This window comes from Acinetobacter towneri (assembly GCF_017498585.1).
In the GTDB taxonomy this organism is placed as follows: Bacteria; Pseudomonadota; Gammaproteobacteria; order Pseudomonadales; family Moraxellaceae; genus Acinetobacter; species Acinetobacter towneri.
Window position 1 is genome coordinate 2,296,858 of the sequence record NZ_CP071766.1, and the last position, 20,267, is coordinate 2,317,124.

The window sequence follows — 20,267 nt, forward strand, 5'->3', positions numbered from 1 at the left end:
CAACTTGAATTTTTTCGTTCTTATTTTTTGCTGAAAACCTTGTCTATTCGATAAATTTTTAGGGTCAATTACTCATAAAATTACAAAAAATAAATATTTATTCCATGCTTTAAATTTATCCTATCCACCTAATAAATAAATTGTTTTCTCTTATGTTTAAGACACTTTTCACTATAAGCAGTTGCTCACTTTTAACAGCATGTATTGTAGTTGACGGAACAGCATCGGGGCAGATTCCCAATATCGTCATTCAACCTCAAATTCCAGCAAGTACACCTGTAGAACGTCCTGCACAACAAACCATTTATATGCCAACACCTATGCCTTATCCTGCACAAACATGGCAACAAAAAGTCAAAATTAAAACCTATGATGGTCGCTGCGTAGATTTTAGTCGCAGTAATCAACGTTCCATTCAGACTTCACATTGTCATGATGGTACCAATCAGCATTTTATTTTCCATCCTGATCAAAGCATTACCGTGCAAGGTAAATGTCTAGATGTAGCAGGAAAACAGAAACATGATGGTGCTGAAGTAATTGCTTATACCTGTAATGGACAAAGTAACCAAAAATGGTATCTCGATGGTCAGCGTATTCGTAGTGCAGATACAGGCAAATGTTTAGATATTTATAATGGAAAAATGAAAATGTATAGCTGCAATCAAAATCGTGGGCAGAAATTTAGTTTTATTGCCTTATAAAAAAGAATCACTAATTCCCTCAGCCTAGCCTGCTCTTTTGAAGATGAGGGAATTAGCGAATGATAATTTAAAAAATTATAAAAATTTTACTTTAAATACGATTAATTAAGGATGCTGACTAAACAAATCAAAAATCACTTTTCTTAACCACTGATGACTGGTTTGGTGATGACAAGACGTATGCCAATATTGTCGTACAGGATAGGTTGGAAAATTCAAAGGCGCACTCACTACTTGTAAATTCCCGCGTGCCAATAACACCTCACTTAAATAATAAGGCACTGTCGCAATCATATCGGTTTCTTGCACAATTAAACCGACCCCTAAATAACTTGGGATACTCATTAGAATATTACGTCTTAAACCACGATTGCTTAATTCATTTTCAATATGGTAGTGACCTATACTGGTATCTACATCGACATGCGATTCACGAATATAAGCTTCAACATCTAAACTTTTTTCACAAATACGTGGATGATCTTTACGACTAATCACCACATAATATTGTAAAAATAATTGCTGCTGATAAAAACCCTGCTCTAACTCAGGTAAAAAACCAATCGCAAAATCAATTTCACCATTTGCCATTTGATAACTGGTTTCACGGGTAATAGGACGAATTTTAATCCGCACTGAAGGTGCATATTTTTTTAAAAACTTGGTCAGTTTTGGCAATAAAACCAAATGCGAAACATCGGTCATTGCCAAGGTAAATAATTGATCGGAATGTGTCGGATCAAAATTGACTTTAAAATTATTGACCGTTTCAATTTTATTAATAATTTCACTAATCGGTGAAAAAATCTGTTTCGCCAACTCTGTAGGCAACATTTCATTGCCAACCCTTAAAAATAATGGGTCATTAAAATGCTGACGAATTTTATTTAAACAGTTACTAACCGCAGGCTGACTCATGCCCAATGCATCTGCTGCTGCAGACACATTTTTTAATTTATATACATAGTAAAAAATCTGTAGCAGTTTGCTATCTAACTTAAACATATCCATCTTTCCTTAGAATCAGTTTCACTGCTCAGTTTTCATCCTTATTTAACGCCAAGCTTTTAATTTAGAGCTATGCCCAATGCCCACATTAAAACAATTGGTCGGATCCAATTTTTGATAATGCTGCTTTAAGGCAGGCTTCGCCACATATAAATGCCCAACATTATGCTCTGCAGGATACTCTGCCCCACGTGCATCAAGCAATGACCACATTTGATGTTCCATCGCCAACGGGTCTACGCCTTTTTTAATAATATAGTCCTGATGAAAGACATGACATAAAAAATGACCATAATACAACTTATGTATAATCGCCTGCTCCAACTCTTCGGGCAAGGTTTCAACCCATTGCTGATCATTACGTCTTAACGCAATATCTAAAGCAACAATGTCTTCCACTTCATTTCGATGTGTATCACGATAACGAATTGCAGCACCTGCCACTGCAAAGCGATGCAGAAAAGCCTTGCGGCCTTCATCTTCATTACATAGAAAAAAACTGCCGGAATTGCGCGTGATAAAATAATCCATTAAAAACTGCTGTACTGCCGCAACATCTTGCTGCTCAATGCGCAAAATTAAATGATGTTCATACAAATCACGAAATTGGTTCATGCGTTCTGGTAAATGATTTGGCAGTAGTTTCGTGAACATTTGCAAAACTTTATCCGACAATCCACGCATGCCCCAACGGGTTAGAAAACCATCAACTTTATCTTTCATGGCAAAAGCTGCAGGTACTTTACTGGTGCCAAACTTCTCGATAAACAAGAAGCTGTCTTTGCCATATTCTGCACCAATGTCATAGGCATCTCGATGAATATACTCGCCAGCAATCGGTACACGCGGCAAATCACGTAATAAAAAACGGCGAATCGCGGTTAAATCATCCTGCTGATTGCTGCCGATATAAAACACCTGACTCGGAATTTTCTCAAATGTATCCAAACGCACTGCAAACACACAGACTTTACCTGCCGAACCCGAAGCTTCAAACAAACGGCTCGGGTCGGCATTAAACCGTGCAGGCGTATCGGCATCGACTTGGGCAACATCATGCACGTAACGCTGATCTGAAGCACAACAATGTTCCGAATATTCAATATCTTCAGGGCGATATTGTTGTTGCTCAAGTTTGGTTAAAATTTCTTCTGGCGAGTTCCCTAAATTCACCCCCAAATGATTGATGAGTTGCAACTCGCCCAGTGCATCGACTTGTGCATATAAGGCCAACTCAGTATAGGCAGGACCACGTCTGACCAATGCACCACCTGAATTATTACATACCCCGCCCAACACTGAAGCGCCAATACAAGATGAACCAATGACTGAGTGTGGCTCACGCTGATGCGGCGCCAATTGCTGTTCCAAAGCATCCAATGTTGCACCAGGCAAGCAAATCACTTGCTTGGCATCGTTGATGAGCTGAATACCTTTTAAACGTTGGGTGTTGATCAAAATTACAGGACGATCATAGTCATCACCAAAAGGGGTAGAACCACCCGTGAGTCCAGTATTGGCGGCTTGCATAATAATAATGCAATCTGCTGCCACAGCCACTTGTAACACTTGCCACTGCTGCAATAAAGAACCTGGCGTGACCACCGCAAAAACCTGTCCTTCGCCAAAACGTCGCCCTTGACGATATAAACGAGTATCTGATTCATGGGTCAATACATGCGCTTTTCCCACAATATCGACCAAGTTTTTGAGGGTTGCTGCAGCATCAAATTGTGTTGCAGAAGAAATTGTCTGTGGCATAGTGTACAAGTCCTGAAACAAGGTGAAAAATACAATTAAGCGATTCAGCCAAATGCATCGGTTGATGGATTGATCGCTCCTGTTGGCAATTTAGCCTTTCAGTTCACGCTCAAGTTGTACCAAGCAATCTGAGTTAATCGCTTGAATGTTTTTAGCACCCGTTAAGGTCATTGCGACTCGCATTTCTTTATCAATCAATTCGAGTAAATTACTCACACCCGCCCCACCTGCAGCGCCTAGTGCATAAATAAAGGCACGTCCGAGCATACAAGTATCCGCACCCATCGCCAACATGCGCACCACGTCTAGGCCATTACGAATACCTGAATCCACTAGAATTTTTAGTTCCCCTTTCACTGCATCGGCAATTGGCGGTAAAGCACGTGCAGTTGAAAGTACACCATCTAACTGACGACCACCGTGATTGGACACCACAATTCCATCAGCGCCAAAACGCACAGCATCTTTAGCATCTTCTGGGTCTAAAATGCCTTTAATGACCATTGGGCCATCCCAGAATTCACGAATCCACTCCAAGTCTTTCCATGAAATAGATGGGTCAAAGTTATTGCCTAACCAGCCAATATAATCTTCAAGTCCTGTTGGTTTGCCTAAGTATTTAGAGATATTGCCCAAGTCATGCGGACGACCTAGTAAGCCAACATCCCATGCCCAGTTTGGATGCATCACTGCCTGCATATAGCGGCGCATAGCAGCATTTGGACCACTCATGCCCGAATGTGCATCACGATAACGTGCGCCAGGCACAGGCATATCTACCGTAAAGACTAAGGTTGAACAGCCTGCTGCTTTGGCACGTTCCAAGGCATTGCGCATAAAACCACGGTCACGTAATACATATAATTGAAACCACATTGGGCGTGAAATGGCAGGCACCACTTCTTCAATTGGGCACACCGACACGGTAGATAAAGTAAACGGAATACCTTTTTTGTCAGCTGCAACTGCAGCCTGCACTTCACCACGGCGCGCATACATGCCCGTTAAACCCACAGGTGCCAAAGCCACAGGCATTGACAAGGTTTCATTAAATAAGGTGGTTTCTAAACTCAAAGCCGACATGTCATTCAAAACACGTTGGCGCAAGGCAATCTGTGAAAGGTCTTCCACATTTCTTTTCAGCGTTTGTTCCGCGTACGCACCTCCATCAATATAGTGAAATAAAAATGGCGGTAAACGGCGTTTGGCTGCTTCGCGGTAATCATTCGCAGAAGAAATAATCATGGCGCTATCCTGTTTAATCGACTCGCACGCTGACGACGCGCATCTTCCTCGTCTATCATGCGTACTTGTTGAACTACAAATTCAATATGTCCACACACTGCCGAACGGGCAGCTTCTGGATCCTGGCGTTCAATTGCATCCATCACTTGAAAGTGTTGATCGTGCAACTGATCGAAACGGTGGGCTTCGGTATAGACTTTGCGTCTGCCCAAAACTACGTTGTATTGCAACAAATCAAATAAGCCGCGCATCATTTGAATGAGCACCAAATTGTGCGATGCTTCGGCAATTGCCAAATGAAACTTGGCATCGGCAATTGCTGCCTGACCGTCATCACCTAAAATTTGAAAATGGGCGATTTGCTCATAACAGGCACGGATGTTTTTCAAATCCTCAGCAGTTGCCCGCTGTGCGGCATACCATGCCGTACCACCTTCAAGCACCATTCGTGCTTCCTGCACATCAAAACGATAAGCAGGATCTTCATCAATCAGGTTACTTAAAGGCTGCACAATTTGATATTGCGACCAATTGGTAGGCAGTTGTTGCAAAAAAGTACCCGCTCCAACTTTGCTGACCAGCATGCCCTGACTGGTCAATTGCTGAATAGCCTCACGCAAAGAGGAACGGGAAACCCCGAGTTGTTCACATAACTTTCTTTCGGCAGGCAATCGGTCTCCGACTTGCATCTGATTTTTTTCAACCAGTGTGCGCAGGTCTTGAACAACTTTGTCGGAAACTTTCATGCGGCTATCCTCTTGTGCATGTGGTTATGGAATCATCCATGGGAACACATAAGCTTGTAGAGTGATAATAATACCGATCATTACGGTGAACGTGATACTGTGTTTCACGGTAAAGCGGAATAAATCCGATTCTTTACCGACTAAACCAACAGCCGCACAGGCAATTGCAATAGATTGCGGTGAAATCATTTTGCCTGTTACCCCACCACTGGTATTGGCAGCAACCAACAGAACTTCTGGTACACCAATTTGCTGTGCGGTTGTGGCTTGCAAGGCAGCAAACAAGGCGTTGGCTGAAGTATCTGAACCTGTCAAGAACACCCCAATCCAGCCTAAAAATGGCGAGAAGAATGTGAAAGCATTGCCTGTGTGTGACAAAGCCAGTGCCAAAGTCGCAGACATACCTGAATAATTGGCAATAAATGCAAACGCCAACACCATCCCAATAGAATAAATTGGTGTTTTTAGCTCGTTGATGGTTTCAGCAAAAGTTTTAACAGCTTCACGCGGTTTCATTTTTAAATAAATGATGGTGATGATGGCCGCAATCATAATCGCAGTCCCAGTTGCGCTAAGCCAATCGAACTTAAAGATCGCATCATAGTCTTTAACATCAGCGACCACAGGCGGCATCTTTTGCACCAGTTGGTGTAAAAATGGCACTTTGATGGAAATTACCCAGTCGTGCATTGCGCCATCTTTGGCAAATAAATCTTTAAACGGCTTGATGCTCCAAATAGTGACCATCACCGTTAACACTGCAAAAGGTGACCATGCTTTAACAATCTGCCCGATGCTGTATTTTTGCTGTTGTTCTGCAACTAAGTTGGCATCCACTTTGGTGTCTGCATCGCTAAAACGGAAAATGTGTTTTGGCTGCCAGAATTTAAATAAGACCGTTAAACTAATCAAAGAGGCAATTGCGGCTGTAATGTCAGGTAACTCAGGTCCAACAAAGTTAGAGGTCAAGTATTGTGCAATCGCAAAAGCACCACCACCCACCAACACTGCAGGCCAAGTTTCTTTCACACCGCGCCAGCCATCCATAATTGCCATAATCCAGAACAGCACAATAGGCACCATAAATGGCAACTGACGCCCAACCATCTGGCTAATTTCCATGGTTTCTACACCCGAAACCTGACCCGCCACAATAATTGGAATCCCCATTGCGCCAAACGCAACAGGTGCGGTGTTCACAATCAAACATAAACCCGCAGCGTATAAAGGTTTAAAACCCAAACCCACCAACAAAGCAGCAGTAATTGCCACTGGCGCCCCAAAGCCCGCTGCACCTTCTAAAAATGTGCCAAACGCGAAGCCCACTAGTAGCATCTGGAGACGCTGATCTTCTGTAATTGACAGAATAGATGAGCGAATAATGTTAAACTGCCCTGTTTTTACAGAGATTTTATATAAAAATAATGCGCCAATAATAATCCATGCGATTGGCCATAAACCGTAGAAAAAGCCATAGATCAATGAAGCAAAAGCCATTGGTGCAGGCATGCCATAGGCAAATAACGACACTAATAACGCCAAAATAACCGTAATTGTTCCCGCAACACTTCCTTTTAAGCGAAATACAGCCAATGCCAGAAAGAAAAAGATAATCGGGATTAATGCAATAAGACTCGAAATCCAAATATTTGCCATTGGATCGTAGATCTGTTGCCAATGTTGAAGCATTGTCATCTCCTTGAAATGCTCACTCAAACGTAAACATAGGTCTAAGCATATAGATAAAATTCTAATTTTGGTCTGACCAATATTAAGATAAAAATCAAAATACTCTTAACATTTGCAACAAATAATAGTTTTATACAAATAAATGTCAATATTGGTTGGATTGTTTATTCATATGGTCATACCAATTTAAATAAAGATGATCTTTGTTCGCAGCATAAAAAATACGGTGAAGAAAAATTTAAACTTTGTTTTTTCTGTAGTTTTTAAGAGGAAGGAAAAACCAAATTTATTCGGCACAGCCTTATCCAACTTTCGTCTAATACAGTAAAATACGTGTGCTTTCTTCTAAGATGAATTGAACGCTTGATCAAAGGAATCATGGATAAATTCAGCTCAAGTGGCCGCTATTCGGCTTAAAAACATGTGGATTAAAAGAATTTTTTAGACAAAAAAATAACGCCATTATTGACTGCAACAATGGCGTCATCGTGTATTTATAACAGCAACTCACACCTTACTGTGGCTTAACCTGTCACCACGTTCAGGCGCTTTAAACGCGAAATATGCAAATCAATTTGCCCTGCAATTTCAGGTAAAATTTGCTTTAAAAACTGGCTATAGTTCATTGCATCTTCTGCTCTTAATACGCCTGCTTGTACCAATTGTTCCTGCTGTAGCAACATACTTTGTACACGGTTTAAATCAGGCTTTTGCCCTTGGCTTAAACCTGTACTAATTTGCTTAAAGCCTAAATACAACTGATCACGTTGCTGGATTAATTGCTGCATTTCAACTGCAGATACCGCAGCACGCTCTAGCATAGCGTTTGTTTCCAGTACATTTTCAGATTCATCTGAATATAGACTTTGCGTTGTTTCTATCTCTGTGGAAGCCGTGTTCGGTTTCACCCACACTGTTTCCGAAACAGTCTTATTCGGTGGTTGAAATACATACACCACGGTAAACAACACCGCGACCGCCAAAACAAAAAAGCCAATACCGAGCCATCGAGTCCCATTCATGTGCATGCTCCATAAGCAAACCATCCTAAAATGCGCTCAATTCAAATATCGTCTTGAGCGCCTTAGCATGCTTTGCCTGTTATGATCGGCCTAAAAATTACGGCGTCGACCAATCGCTTGGTGCATAACCCAAACGCACTCGCTGTGGGTGATTCCCCACTGGCACACTGCGGACTTTTTCTCCCGTAGCAAAGTCAATCACCGTTACCACATCGGTTTCACTTTCTGAAATCACACAGCTTTTTCCATCTGGGCTACGGGTTGCCCAATATGGTTTACCTGCAGGAATCAGTTTGCCTGCTTTTAAACTCTGACGGTCTACAATGGTCGCGTAATCATCCATCGTGCCTGCCACACAGAGTTTTTCGCCATCTGCGCTGATGGATAAACCATGATGACGTGAATCATTTACCCATTTGCTGCGGTCTTTTGGAATTGTACTGCTGCCCGGTAATTGTCCAATACGCGTGACTTTATCGGTTTTTAAGTCGTATTCCACCAAACCATTAAAAAATGAAACCTGCGCATAAAGTTTGCTTTCATCTTTACTTAGCACCATAGGACGCACTGAGTTGGATAAATCTTTACGTCCAAAGGCATCTAACGCAGGTCGGAAATCAATTTTTTTCAGAACTTTATAATTGTTGGCATCGGCAATGGTAATAAAGCGCTTACCTTTGGTAAAATCTTGCCACTGTGCATCCATCGAAGTTTCTACGTTACCAATCGCAGAGTTTAAGATTTTCGTTCCACCTGCAAAGTAAATATTTTCGTGCGGCTTATCCCCTGTTGCAAAACGCCCCAATTCTTTACCTGTATGAATATCTAAAACATGCACCACATTACCTGACGATGCCGACACAGCAACACGTTGTCCATCTGGTGAAACCGCCATGTGGTCTGCGCGGAAACCTTCGACTGGCGTACGCCAATTAATTTTGCCCGTTTTAATGTTGATGGATACCACATCGGCAAAACTTGGACGTGAAGCCACAATCGACTGTCCATCTGGCGTGGAATACATATCATCCACCAACTGGTCATTGCCCTCACCTGCAGTTTGTTGAATGTAAGTGTAGGCAATCAATTTCACTGGATTTAAATGAATTTCTAATAAACGCTCTTTGCGGTCAGGAATCATATTGACCACACCCACTTTGCTAAAGTCTTGTGAAGGGTGAATCACCGTCACTGTGCCATCCCAGTTATTGCCGACAAAAAAGACTTGTTGGGTATTCGGTGGCTGCGGTAAATAGGTCGAATCTGCATAACTTTGTGCGCTGACACAACTTCCTAAAGCCAGCACGCCTTGAAGTAGATGTTTAAACACCTTGTTGGAATAATTCATGTTCTTGTTCTCCCTGAACAGCAAAATGAAAGTGTTGTTTTTGTTTTGGCTTGTGTTTTTACATATTTGTTGTTTTTAACTGAAGCCTGCCTAATCCATCTTGAAGCGATCTTGAAGATTGTTGGCGTGGCATTGATTGGGCAATAGCATAAGAGTTTTTGTAATTTTGCGTCTAGGGTTCGAGCTAGACTATCCGATAGCAGGTCAATTTTCAGATAAACAGAAATACAGCATCACATCCTGTTAAAATGCCAAGTATGATAAAAGCTTGTTTTTGTCGATGAAATGACAGTAATCCCATACCCATTCAAGCATTTAAACTCAAGAATATAAGGATGTGCCGAGATGCAGTTGTTGGAACTTAAAACCTTGCGTAAACAGCTTCGACAACAGCGCAGAGCGGTCACGCGCACCCAACAGCAACACGCACAGCAAGCTGTTTTGCAGCGGCTAATACGACTGCCAAAATTTCAGTACGCAAAAAAAGTGGGTATGTATTTACATGCTTTTGGTGAAATTCATACACACCGCATCATTGAATATTGCTTCGCGCATAGCAAACAAGTGTATTTGCCCATGATTTGCAATATGAATCAACACTTGGTGTGGGTACAAATCACCCCACAACAATATCGTCAGCGTCGCTTTGCCCATCATCGTTTGGGGATGCAAGAACCAAGAACAAGTCGCGGAAAACACATCTCCCATTTAGATTTAGTCTTGATGCCCTTATTGGCTTGCGATACGCATGGCACCCGCATTGGAATGGGCGGTGGTTATTATGACCGCACTTTAGCCTCTGCCCCGCAGCATCCTTATCGCTTAGGGATTGCACATGATTTTCAGCTAATTCATACACGCTTGCCACGTGAAAATTGGGATCAACCTGTAGATGCCTTACTAACTCCACAACATTTTTTACAGTTTAAACGCACCTTGAAACGCTAAATTGATCATTTTGACTGAATAGATCAATTTAAAATCACATATTTAGCTACTTTTTAAACAATTTGTGTTGACCTACCCTTGTATTTTAAAAAATACCCATCACTATTAAAAACATGGCAACACCGTTGTCACTCATTAGGAGTGCCCATGTCTGAAATTATTATGAATCAAGAAACCTTAGAGCCTCAGGTTCCAAGTGTATTACCGCTTTTAGCGCTACGTGATGTGGTGGTTTATCCACACATGCAAATCGCGCTATTTGTAGGTCGTGAAAAATCGATCAATGCAGTTGATGTGGCTCGTAACAGTGACAATCTAGTATTTGTAGTTGCGCAAAAAGATTCGCTTACAGAAGAAATTGATCACGACAATTTATATCAATACGGTACTGTCGCGAAGATTGTGCAAGTTGTGAATCACGAAAATGATGAAAACTGTATCAAAGTTCTGATTGAAGGCTTATACCGCGCCAAACTCGAAAAAATTATTGATGAAGACGCGTATTTGACTGCAGAACACAGCTTGAGCCCAATGACTGTTGCGATGGATGAAAATACCCAAGCAACACGTTTGCAAGAATTACGTGCCTTATTTGCGCAATATGCAGAAGCAAAATTACGCAATGCACGTGAACTGATTGCTGCTGCCAATAAAATTGAAGATTTATTGCAGTTGTTGTTCTTTGTTGCAACCCGTGTGCCATTGAATATTGATGTCAAACAAAAATTCCTTGAGCACGATGAGTTTGAAGCTCACTTGACCGAGTTAATGACTTATTTATTGCAACAGTCTGAAGAACAGCAGATTGAGCAAACCTTGCATGACTCTGTTAAACGCCAGATGGAAAAAAATCAGCGTGAATACTTCTTGAATGAGAAGATGAAAGTCATTCAACGCGAACTGTCCGATATGAACGGCGGTGCGGAAGATGATGTCGCTGAAATTGAAAAACGTCTGGCCGAAGCAGACTTGCCAGAACATGTCCGCAAAAAAGCAGAAGCTGAGTTCCGTAAGCTAAAAGCCATGCAACCTGCATCTAGCGAAGCGGCTGTGGTACGTAACTATCTGGAAGTAATTTTAGATACGCCATGGAACAAAGCCAGCAAAGTCAGCATTAACTTGGCGAAAGCACAAGAAATTTTAGATGCCGACCATTACGGTTTAGATGAAGTCAAAGACCGTATTGTGGAATACCTTGCTGTACAGTCGCGCGTGAAAAAACTCAAAGGTCCAATTCTGTGCTTAGTCGGTCCTCCGGGTGTAGGTAAAACCTCACTGGGTGAATCGGTTGCAAAAGCCACTGGACGTGAGTTCGTGCGCATGGCGCTAGGCGGCGTACGTGATGAAGCGGAAATTCGCGGTCACCGCCGTACCTATATTGGTGCGATGCCGGGTAAAATTGTGCAGTCATTGACTAAAGTTGGTGTGAAGAACCCACTGTTCTTGCTCGATGAAATTGACAAAATGGCACAGGATTACCGTGGCGACCCTGCATCTGCTTTGTTAGAAGTACTTGATCCATCACAAAACAACAAGTTTAATGATCACTATTTAGATCTAGACTTAGACTTGTCTGAAGTGATGTTCATTTGTACTGCCAACAGCATGAATATTCCAGAAGCTCTGTTAGATCGTATGGAAGTAATTCGTCTACCGGGTTATACCGAAGATGAAAAAGTGAATATTGCAGAACGCTATCTTGTCCCTAAAGCCATCAAAAATAATGGCTTGCGTGCTAAAGAATTGACGGTTCATGAAGAAGCGATTCGTGACATTGTGCAGCGCTATACACGTGAAGCAGGTGTGCGTAGTCTGGAACGTGAAGTGTCAAAAATTGCCCGTAAGGTGGTGAAAGAAGCAGTCAGCAAAAAAGCCAAAAACCTACAGGTAGATGTGACTTCACAAAACTTGCCTGACTACCTTGGTCCACACAAATTTGACTATGGTATGGCAGAAGAAGAAGCCGAAGTGGGTCGTGTAAATGGCTTGGCTTGGACTTCAGTGGGTGGTGAATTACTCACCATTGAAGTGGCAACCATGAAAGGCAAAGGTAATTTCATCACCACAGGTTCATTGGGTGATGTGATGCAAGAGTCAATCAAAGCCGCGATGACCGTTGTGCGTACCCGTGCCGACAGTTTAGGCATTGAAGCCAATGTATTTGCCGAAACCGATGTACACGTACACTTGCCAGAAGGTGCAACACCTAAAGATGGTCCATCTGCAGGTTTGGCATTGACTACGGCATTGGTATCTGCATTTACAGATATTCCAATTCGTCCTGATATTGCCATGACAGGCGAAACCAGCTTACGTGGTCGTGCAATGCGCATTGGTGGCTTGAAAGAGAAACTTCTTGCGGCACATCGTGGTGGTATCAAACTGGTATTTATCCCACAGGAAAACGTGCGTGACTTGTCTGAAATTCCAGACAATGTCAAAGAAGGTTTGGAAATCAAGGCTGTGAAAAGCATTGATGAAATCTTGCCTTTGGCACTGACCAGTATGCCTAAGCCTTTAACCAAGGCACCGATTGTGAAGCCAGTAGCAGCAGGCAAAGCCGCACGTCATTAAGCAAGTTACTCTGCTTTAAGCATAGAACATCTCAAAAGAGCACTTCGGTGCTCTTTTGTTGTATTTATATTCTGGATTTAAAATAATTGAATAATTTTTTAATTATTTTTAAAATGGATAGTCTGTTTTTAATTCAATTTCCTTGAAAAATAGGCAAACCATCCACATATATAAATTTAAGATACATCGCGCTGTATGTTTCTTGTTTGGTCTATTTAGACCGATAAATTGATCAGACGCTTTTGATTGAAGCGTGCTTTATGGTCTGGTCATCCATATCTCCAGGTGGATGACCTTTTAACCGCAGTCCTATTTCAATTCAGGGCTGCGTTTTTTATGCGCTGCGATCAATCATCAAGGTGATAAAATCTGTGCAACCAAGCCATTCACGACATGTGCCATTTTTTCAAAATTTACTGTTTTTAAAGTATCACCTGTGGTGTGGCGAAGTGAGCTGCGATAACTGCCCGTATCGGTAATTAAAATAGCTGGAATATCATATTTCCAATAATTTAAATGATCTGAAAAATCTATACCCTTGATGAAAGTCGGTGCCACCACGCGCTCACATTGCAACTGGTTCAAACGCTGCATCGTATTGCAATAGCTTGCACTCATTTCACGTGACTGCATATTACTCAATGCCACAATAAAATTGCCATGACTTGGGTAAATCCACTTTAAACCGATTGGGTAATTTTGCACCAAATTTTTATCGTAATAACCAATCATATCCAGCACATACACCGCACGGATTTTTTCCTTTTCAGCCTGCACAGATTTGGCATGTACAAAACTGCCCATCGACTCAGTTTTAAAAAATGGTGGTTCTGCCAAGGTATAAAATACAAATTCTACATTTTGACTAAGTTTATTCTTTTCCTGCGCCAAAATTCGTGCTGTTTCGATTACACCTGCCACGCCAGAAGCGTTGTCATTTGCCCCCTGCTGCTGCCCATAAACATCGTAATGCGCACCAAAAATCGTTTTTTGCGCAGCACCGATATTCAATTTGCACACCACATTGCGGTAGCTTTGCTGATTGACCACATAATTTTGAAATTGACACGGAATTCCAAATACTCGCATTTGTTCCCGAATCCATGCCGAAACCCGATTCAGTTCAATCACATTTTTATAATGACGATACTGTTCGGAATTACCCAAACCCTGCTGCCCAATCACTTGCTGCATATAGACTTGCAAATTGTTTGGTTCTGCCCATTGAGCCTCAGGCACAGCAAATGTAGCAGTGGTCATCAATCCCATACCCGCGCCCAATATCCATGAATATAACTGCTGACTTTGAAACGCGCGCATGCTGATAATTCCAAGACAAAAAAGACCAATAAGATTGCTGAGTATTAAAGCAACAGCCTGTTGGCAAATTCAATTGCAAATTGTGTCGTTACACAGCGCTTGTGTTGAATCATGGTTATAATGCGAGATTCTGATTGATCGCTACATGAACTCGCCTATGAAAATTCGCATTCTGACCATTGGACAAAAAATGCCTGCTTGGGTGCTGACTGGTTTTGAAGATTATTTCAAACGGATTCAGCCTTTTGTGCAGACTCAAATTGTCGAACTGCCAATGGCGAAACGTGGCAAAAATGATTCTGAGGCCGATATTCTAAAATATCGCCAAATTGAAGGTGATAGCATTTTAAATGCCATGAAAAACAATGAGCTGTTAATTGCCTTGGAAGTGGGCGGCAAAGAGTTCAGCACCGAAAAACTTGCAGAAACCATGAAAGGCTGGATGCTAGAAGGCAATGATGTCGTGCTTGCGATTGGTGGACCAGATGGTCACTCTGAAGCAGTACGTAAAGCAGCAGCATGGCATTGGTCATTATCCAAACTAACTTTGCCACACCCTTTAGTTCGCGTGATGCTGATTGAGCAGCTATACCGTGCTATGAGCATCAACCACAACCATCCTTATCATCGTGCAGGTTAAATCAACTTATTCAATTTGTACGTTGAGTTATCAAAATATCTTCAACTCAAACGACGTTGCAAAGCTGCAACATAGCGTTGAACAAAAGTACATTTCGCTATACACACTTTTTTGCGATGCTGTAGAACAGCAGGCTTTAGGGATCTAGGCATGAACTTACAGACATTACCCGGTTTATTTATCTCGCATGGTTCGCCCATGTTGGCACTCAATCCTGAACAGGTCGGGCCCGCGCTTAGCCGTTTAAGTGAAAATTTGCCAACACCGCAAGCCATTGTGGTGATGTCGGCGCATTGGGAAAGTAATGCACTGGAGGTCAACACAGGTATTCGCCCTGAAACATGGCATGACTTCCGTGGTTTTCCTGAAGCCTTGTACGCCCTGCGCTACCCTGCACCTGGCTTACCTGAACTGGCAGAAGATATTTTGCAGCGTTTGGCTGATGCGGGCTTTGCTGCCCATGCCAACAGCACACGCCCGCATGATCATGGCGTATGGATGCCATTACTACACATGTATCCCGATGCCAATATTCCAGTGATTACCATTTCTTTGCCCATGAATATGAGCGCCGAACAGATTTATCACATTGGGCAAAGTTTAGCGCCATTACGTGAACAGCAAATTTTACTGATTGGCTCAGGCAGTATCACCCATAACTTACGTGAATTATCATGGAATACACCCAATGCGGCTGTGCCTGAATGGGCATCTAGTTTCCGTAATCGTGTGGTGCAGCATTTAAGTCATCGCAATTATGATGCAGTACTAGATTGGCAACAATTGCCACATGTAGCACGTAATCACCCAACCCTAGAACACTTTGCACCGCTGTTTTTTGCAATGGGTACGGGAGATCGATTTAACATTGTACATAGCAGCTTTAGCATGGGTTCACTCGGTATGGATATTTATCGTTTTGACTAACCGATAGCTCCGCTTATTTAAAATCTGACTTTTTAATTTGGATACATTTTGTTAGCAAAAGCTACGATTTGTATCCATATTTTTTGTTAATCTCTTGATTATAATCACGTTGAAACTTTAGCACATAGAATATAAACCAATGAAATTCAGTATTTTTGCGCTTGCCCTGCTCCCTTTGGCTTTAACTGCATGTCAATCTTCACATCTTCCTGCCACTTCAGGAGATCCGGCTATTTCTACTTTATCCACCACATTAAAAACGCCTACACAAATTTTGCCCGCTTATACCTGGGAACTTGATCGTGGGCTGCAACGCCCGATTGTTCTGAGCTTTGATCAACGAGGCAGACTAAGTGTAGCTTCTGGCTGTAATGGCCTTGGCACGAGCTGGACTGTTAAAGATAATACCCTGAGTACGGGTGACATGATGGGCACCATGATGGCATGTGATGCACCATTAATGGAACAGGAACGTTTTATCAGCCAGCTTCTGCAAAAGCGTAATATTCCGTTTAGTCTGGATCTAAATGATGCCAATCAGCCAAAACTGAGTATTACTGCAGCTGATGGTCAAAAATATGTCTTTACCGGAAAAATGACACCGGAAACCAAATACCAAGGTCAGGCAGAAACCATTTTCCTGGAAGTTTCGTCACAGACTAAAGCCTGTACGGGTGTAGCTCAGCAAACCTGCTTACAGGTGAAAGAAATCAAATATGATGAAAAAGGCTTAAAGACTCAGGTCGATAAAGACTGGACTTTATTTTACGATCAGATCGAAGGTTTTCAGCATTCATCGAATGAGCGTCAGATTATTCGGGTAAAACGTTATGAAATTAAAAATCCGGCAGCTGACCAGTCTAAATATGCCTATGTATTCGACATGACCGTAGAGCGTGAAGCAGTCAAAGGCACTCTATAACGATAAAATCGCAATATAAAAAAACCGAGGCATTCACCTCGGTTTTTTTCAAGCTTAAACTCAGTCAGACTTAGAATACGCCTTGAGAAAGCATTGCATCAGCAACTTTTACGAAGCCAGCGATGTTTGCGCCGTCTACATAGTTCACGGTACCGTCTTCTTTCGTACCGAATTTTACGCAGTTGCGGTGAATTTCTTTCATGATTGCGTGTAAGCGCTCATCAACTTCTTCGAAAGTCCAGCCTAAACGCAATGCGTTTTGAGACATTTCCAGACCAGAAGTTGCTACACCACCGGCGTTAGATGCTTTACCTGGCGCATAAAGAATTTTCGCTTCAACGAATTTCTCAACCGCTTCAAGTGTAGAAGGCATGTTCGCACCTTCAGCAACACAGATTACGCCGTTTGCAAGAAGCGCTGCTGCATCATTCGCATCAAGTTCGTTTTGAGTCGCACATGGAAGCGCGATATCACATTTAATACCCCAAGGACGTTGACCTTCAAGGTATTCAAAACCGTGCTTAGACGCAAATTCAGAAATACGACCACGTTTTACGTTTTTAAGTTCCATCACTTCAGCAAGTAATTCTGGCGTGAAACCTTCTTTCACGTACACAGTACCATTCGAGTCAGAAAGTGAAACTACTTTCGCACCCAAGTACATTGCTTTGTCTGCAGCAAATTGTGCAACGTTGCCTGAACCAGAAATCGCAACGACTTTATCTTTAAAGCAATCGCCACGAGTCTTGAGCATTTCCTCAGCGAAATACACAGTACCGTAACCTGTAGCTTCTGGACGCGCCAAAGAACCACCGAAAGACAAGCCTTTACCTGTGAATACACATGAAGTGTCATTGCTGAGCTTCTTCATCATACCCGCCATGTAACCCACTTCACGACCGCCTACACCAATATCACCCGCAGGAATATCCGTGTTAGAACCTAAATGACGATATAACTCGATCATTAAGGCTTGGCAGAAACGCATAATTTCGCCTTCAGACTTACCTTTAGGGTCAAAGTCTGAACCACCTTTACCACCGCCCATTGGCAATGTGGTCAAAGCATTTTTAAAGGTTTGTTCAAAACCTAAGAATTTTAAAATTGAAAGGTTCACTGATGGGTGGAAACGCATACCACCTTTAAATGGACCAATTGCTGAGTTGTACTGTACACGGAATGCACGGTTTACGTGGGTTTGACCTTGGTCATCTACCCAAGAAACGCGGAACTGAATTGCACGCTCAGGCTCAACCAAACGCTCAAGCAAACCATGTGCTGCATATTGAGGGTTCTTTTCAATGAACGGCCAAAGGCTGGTCATTACTTCTTCTACAGCTTGTAGAAACTCTGGTTGATGTGCATCACGTGTTTTAACGTAATCTAGGAATTCGTTAAGGCTGTTGTATTTCAACGCTTAATCCTCAGCAGAAAATGGATCAAAATTGGTCAAAATTTCAATCAATGATATATTTTGGCGCAAAATATTAAATATCTTTTGTTAACAATCTACAATAGTTTTTTTCAAAAAACTTTAAAACATTTGTATTTTCATAAATTTAACTTATTTTTTAGCGTGTTAAGCCCATAAGTTAATGTAACAAATTAATTCATAGTTTTGAGCATTTTTGCCCAAAAAGCTAGCAATTGTTGTTCTTAATTTGCGCACAAGCCTAAAAGCAAAAATCGTGCTAAAATCATCGACCTAGAATTTCCCCCTAGCCTTATCTTCCGTTTTTCTGCTGCTGTTTAAAGTGGCATTGGTTTGTCCATGAATTCGCAAATTGCTCTGATTCAAAATATTGATGCGCTACTCCCTCAAACTCAATGTGGCTTATGTGGTCACCGTGATGGCTGTTTACCCTACGCCAAAGCGATTGCAGAAGGCGAAGCGGCCAATAAATGCGTACCCGGTGGACAACCTGTTGCAGATGCACTAGCAAACTTACTGCAACGCCCTGTATTGACCGCAGAAGCCAGTGTTTGGCCTGTGCAGGCAGATGGACGCCCACAGCGTATGAAAGCGCTAATTCGTGAAGATGAGTGCATTGGTTGTACCAAATGTATTAATGCCTGCCCTGTCGATGCCATTTTAGGCTCAGGCAAACTCATGCACAGCATTTTGACTGATTTATGTACTGGCTGTGAATTGTGTATCCCACCTTGCCCTGTCGATTGCATTGACTTGGTAGAAGATACACAACCCCTGCTTTCTGATAGCGCACGAGTGGCAGAACAAAATGATTTACGCCAACGCTACTACGCCCACATACAACGTGAAGAACAACGTCGTCTGCACCGTAAAGGCCCTGTGGTACGTGCAGAAATTGATACCGAACTGTTTGCTCAATTTTCTGCACAAGCCGATGCTGCTGTGCCTGTGATTGAATTGCCTGTGCAAAAAAATGAACAGATTTCCACTGCCGATGCACAAACCACCATCGAACTGGCAAAATTACGCACACAAATTAAAAAACTCGAAAAACAACTCAGTGTGCGTGACGATGAGAAAAAACGGCTATTACTAACCAATTTACAACAACAGTTACGTGAATTAGGAGCATAAACATGCCCGAAAGAAATACACGTCTGACCAATAAAGCGGTCAAAACAACGGCTGCCAAAAGCACCACGCTCAAAGAAAAGCCGTCTAAAAATATGACCAAAAAGCAAATTCAGACTTTTTTTGAGCGCTTACGTGACCAACGTCCAAATCCGACCACTGAACTGAATTTTTCCAATCCATTTGAATTGCTGATAGCGGTGACCTTATCTGCACAAGCGACCGATGTCAGCGTCAATAAAGCCACCGACAAACTGTTTCCTGTTGCCAATACTCCCGAAGCGATTTATGCCTTAGGTGTGGAAGGTTTAAAAGAATATATTAAAACCATCGGGCTGTATAATTCCAAAGCAGAAAATGTCATTAAAACCTGCAAAATTCTCATCGAAAAACACGGCAGCATCGTGCCTGATAATCGTGCCGATTTAGAAGCCTTGCCCGGCGTGGGACGCAAAACTGCCAATGTGGTGTTAAATACCGCATTTGGACAGCCAACCATGGCGGTCGATACGCATATTTTCCGCTTAGGTAACCGCACAGGTTTAGCTGTAGGTAAAAATGTTTTAGAAGTCGAACACCGTTTGATTAAAGTCATTCCTAAAGAATTTTTAATTGACTCGCATCACTGGCTAATTTTACATGGCCGTTATTGTTGTATTGCGCGTAAGCCTAAATGCGCTGAATGTGTGGTGTCAGATGTGTGTAACTGGCCTGATCGCTTTGAATTTGGTGCACATCGTCATACTACGCTGCATGAAATTCATCACGCGCCCATATCTAAGTAAGTGCTTCGGTAGACTTTTGCAAAGTGATCTAAACTTATTGATGACAAGCTAGATCATCAAAGCAA

Annotated in this window: 17 protein-coding genes; 8 read left to right on the top strand and 9 right to left on the bottom strand. The window is 42.2% G+C overall.

Going from position 1 to position 20,267, the window contains the following annotated elements; all coding sequences use genetic code 11:
• The first annotated feature begins 152 nt into the window (after nt 1–152).
• Nucleotides 153–704, top strand: coding sequence for a ricin-type beta-trefoil lectin domain protein (locus J4G44_RS11125; protein WP_019837853.1), 552 nt, complete (start codon nt 153–155; stop codon nt 702–704).
• 105 nt (nt 705–809) lie between these two features.
• On the opposite strand, the gene J4G44_RS11130 is transcribed toward J4G44_RS11125, so the two are convergent.
• From J4G44_RS11130 to J4G44_RS11160, 7 genes are all read right to left on the bottom strand, one after another.
• Nucleotides 810–1,709: a LysR family transcriptional regulator gene (locus tag J4G44_RS11130; RefSeq protein ID WP_207973662.1), complete on the bottom strand. Its 900-nt coding sequence runs from the start codon at nt 1,707–1,709 to the stop codon at nt 810–812.
• Between the two features lie 48 nt (nt 1,710–1,757).
• Nucleotides 1,758–3,473 (bottom strand): D-lactate dehydrogenase, encoded by a 1,716-nt coding sequence (dld, locus tag J4G44_RS11135; protein ID WP_035311162.1) that lies wholly within the window; start codon nt 3,471–3,473, stop codon nt 1,758–1,760.
• A 90-nt stretch (nt 3,474–3,563) separates the two neighbouring features.
• Nucleotides 3,564–4,718, bottom strand: a complete 1,155-nt coding sequence (lldD, locus tag J4G44_RS11140) for an FMN-dependent L-lactate dehydrogenase LldD (RefSeq protein ID WP_178319514.1) — start codon at nt 4,716–4,718, stop codon at nt 3,564–3,566.
• Entirely contained in the window at nt 4,715–5,464 is a 750-nt protein-coding gene (lldR, locus tag J4G44_RS11145; RefSeq protein WP_179990357.1) for a transcriptional regulator LldR, read from the bottom strand. The genes lldD and lldR overlap by 4 nt, the downstream gene beginning before the upstream one ends.
• Nucleotides 5,465–5,488: 24 nt before the next feature.
• Nucleotides 5,489–7,159 carry an L-lactate permease gene (gene lldP / locus J4G44_RS11150; RefSeq protein ID WP_179988566.1) on the bottom strand — a complete coding sequence of 557 codons (1,671 nt, stop codon included), beginning with the start codon at nt 7,157–7,159 and terminating at the stop codon, nt 5,489–5,491.
• Between the two features lie 518 nt (nt 7,160–7,677).
• Nucleotides 7,678–8,175, bottom strand: a complete 498-nt coding sequence (locus tag J4G44_RS11155; protein ID WP_004970693.1) for a hypothetical protein — start codon at nt 8,173–8,175, stop codon at nt 7,678–7,680.
• Between the two features lie 97 nt (nt 8,176–8,272).
• A complete protein-coding gene (locus tag J4G44_RS11160; protein ID WP_167846147.1) occupies nt 8,273–9,523 on the bottom strand; it encodes a YncE family protein in 1,251 nt (416 codons plus the stop codon).
• Between the two features lie 351 nt (nt 9,524–9,874).
• Here J4G44_RS11160 and J4G44_RS11165 point away from each other — a divergent pair, with 351 nt between their 5' ends.
• Both J4G44_RS11165 and lon read left to right on the top strand, forming a co-directional pair.
• Entirely contained in the window at nt 9,875–10,471 is a 597-nt protein-coding gene (locus J4G44_RS11165; RefSeq protein ID WP_026438444.1) for a 5-formyltetrahydrofolate cyclo-ligase, read from the top strand.
• A 147-nt stretch (nt 10,472–10,618) separates the two neighbouring features.
• Entirely contained in the window at nt 10,619–13,045 is a 2,427-nt protein-coding gene (gene lon, locus J4G44_RS11170; protein WP_131260796.1) for an endopeptidase La, read from the top strand.
• Between the two features lie 354 nt (nt 13,046–13,399).
• On the opposite strand, the gene J4G44_RS11175 is transcribed toward lon, so the two are convergent.
• Nucleotides 13,400–14,365 (bottom strand): M28 family peptidase, encoded by a 966-nt coding sequence (locus J4G44_RS11175; RefSeq protein WP_420830709.1) that lies wholly within the window; start codon nt 14,363–14,365, stop codon nt 13,400–13,402.
• Between the two features lie 157 nt (nt 14,366–14,522).
• Here J4G44_RS11175 and rlmH point away from each other — a divergent pair, with 157 nt between their 5' ends.
• The 3 genes from rlmH to J4G44_RS11190 all read left to right on the top strand — a co-directional run bounded on the left by rlmH (nt 14,523) and on the right by J4G44_RS11190 (nt 16,854).
• Entirely contained in the window at nt 14,523–15,005 is a 483-nt protein-coding gene (gene rlmH, locus J4G44_RS11180; RefSeq protein ID WP_026438445.1) for a 23S rRNA (pseudouridine(1915)-N(3))-methyltransferase RlmH, read from the top strand.
• A 150-nt stretch (nt 15,006–15,155) separates the two neighbouring features.
• Entirely contained in the window at nt 15,156–15,932 is a 777-nt protein-coding gene (locus J4G44_RS11185) for a dioxygenase family protein (protein ID WP_096901485.1), read from the top strand.
• Between the two features lie 139 nt (nt 15,933–16,071).
• Nucleotides 16,072–16,854, top strand: coding sequence for an META and DUF4377 domain-containing protein (locus J4G44_RS11190; RefSeq protein WP_004970709.1), 783 nt, complete (start codon nt 16,072–16,074; stop codon nt 16,852–16,854).
• A 70-nt stretch (nt 16,855–16,924) separates the two neighbouring features.
• Here J4G44_RS11190 and gdhA read toward each other — a convergent pair whose 3' ends face one another.
• Nucleotides 16,925–18,268, bottom strand: coding sequence for an NADP-specific glutamate dehydrogenase (gene gdhA / locus J4G44_RS11195; protein ID WP_004970711.1), 1,344 nt, complete (start codon nt 18,266–18,268; stop codon nt 16,925–16,927).
• A gap of 357 nt (nt 18,269–18,625) precedes the next feature.
• On the opposite strand from gdhA, the gene J4G44_RS11200 reads away from it, so the two are divergent.
• Nucleotides 18,626–19,420: an RnfABCDGE type electron transport complex subunit B gene (locus J4G44_RS11200; RefSeq protein ID WP_004970712.1), complete on the top strand. Its 795-nt coding sequence runs from the start codon at nt 18,626–18,628 to the stop codon at nt 19,418–19,420.
• Nucleotides 19,421–19,512: 92 nt separating this feature from the next.
• On the top strand, nt 19,513–20,202 hold the full coding sequence (nth, locus tag J4G44_RS11205) for an endonuclease III (RefSeq protein WP_154321249.1): 690 nt from the start codon (nt 19,513–19,515) through the stop codon (nt 20,200–20,202).
• Nucleotides 20,203–20,267 lie beyond the last annotated feature (65 nt).

What these genes read in the sequence shown, in the direction of transcription:
- J4G44_RS11125 (WP_019837853.1), top strand. Translation starts at nt 153, where the DNA reads ATGTTTAAGACACTTTTCACTATAAGCAGTTGCTCACTTTTAACAGCA.
- J4G44_RS11130 (WP_207973662.1), bottom strand. Translation starts at nt 1,709, where the DNA reads ATGTTTAAGTTAGATAGCAAACTGCTACAGATTTTTTACTATGTATAT.
- dld (WP_035311162.1), bottom strand. Translation starts at nt 3,473, where the DNA reads ATGCCACAGACAATTTCTTCTGCAACACAATTTGATGCTGCAGCAACC.
- lldD (WP_178319514.1), bottom strand. Translation starts at nt 4,718, where the DNA reads ATGATTATTTCTTCTGCGAATGATTACCGCGAAGCAGCCAAACGCCGT.
- lldR (WP_179990357.1), bottom strand. Translation starts at nt 5,464, where the DNA reads ATGAAAGTTTCCGACAAAGTTGTTCAAGACCTGCGCACACTGGTTGAA.
- lldP (WP_179988566.1), bottom strand. Translation starts at nt 7,159, where the DNA reads ATGACAATGCTTCAACATTGGCAACAGATCTACGATCCAATGGCAAAT.
- J4G44_RS11155 (WP_004970693.1), bottom strand. Translation starts at nt 8,175, where the DNA reads ATGAATGGGACTCGATGGCTCGGTATTGGCTTTTTTGTTTTGGCGGTC.
- J4G44_RS11160 (WP_167846147.1), bottom strand. Translation starts at nt 9,523, where the DNA reads ATGAATTATTCCAACAAGGTGTTTAAACATCTACTTCAAGGCGTGCTG.
- lon (WP_131260796.1), top strand. Translation starts at nt 10,619, where the DNA reads ATGTCTGAAATTATTATGAATCAAGAAACCTTAGAGCCTCAGGTTCCA.
- J4G44_RS11175 (WP_420830709.1), bottom strand. Translation starts at nt 14,365, where the DNA reads ATGCGCGCGTTTCAAAGTCAGCAGTTATATTCATGGATATTGGGCGCG.
- rlmH (WP_026438445.1), top strand. Translation starts at nt 14,523, where the DNA reads ATGAAAATTCGCATTCTGACCATTGGACAAAAAATGCCTGCTTGGGTG.
- J4G44_RS11185 (WP_096901485.1), top strand. Translation starts at nt 15,156, where the DNA reads ATGAACTTACAGACATTACCCGGTTTATTTATCTCGCATGGTTCGCCC.
- J4G44_RS11190 (WP_004970709.1), top strand. Translation starts at nt 16,072, where the DNA reads ATGAAATTCAGTATTTTTGCGCTTGCCCTGCTCCCTTTGGCTTTAACT.
- J4G44_RS11200 (WP_004970712.1), top strand. Translation starts at nt 18,626, where the DNA reads ATGAATTCGCAAATTGCTCTGATTCAAAATATTGATGCGCTACTCCCT.
- nth (WP_154321249.1), top strand. Translation starts at nt 19,513, where the DNA reads ATGACCAAAAAGCAAATTCAGACTTTTTTTGAGCGCTTACGTGACCAA.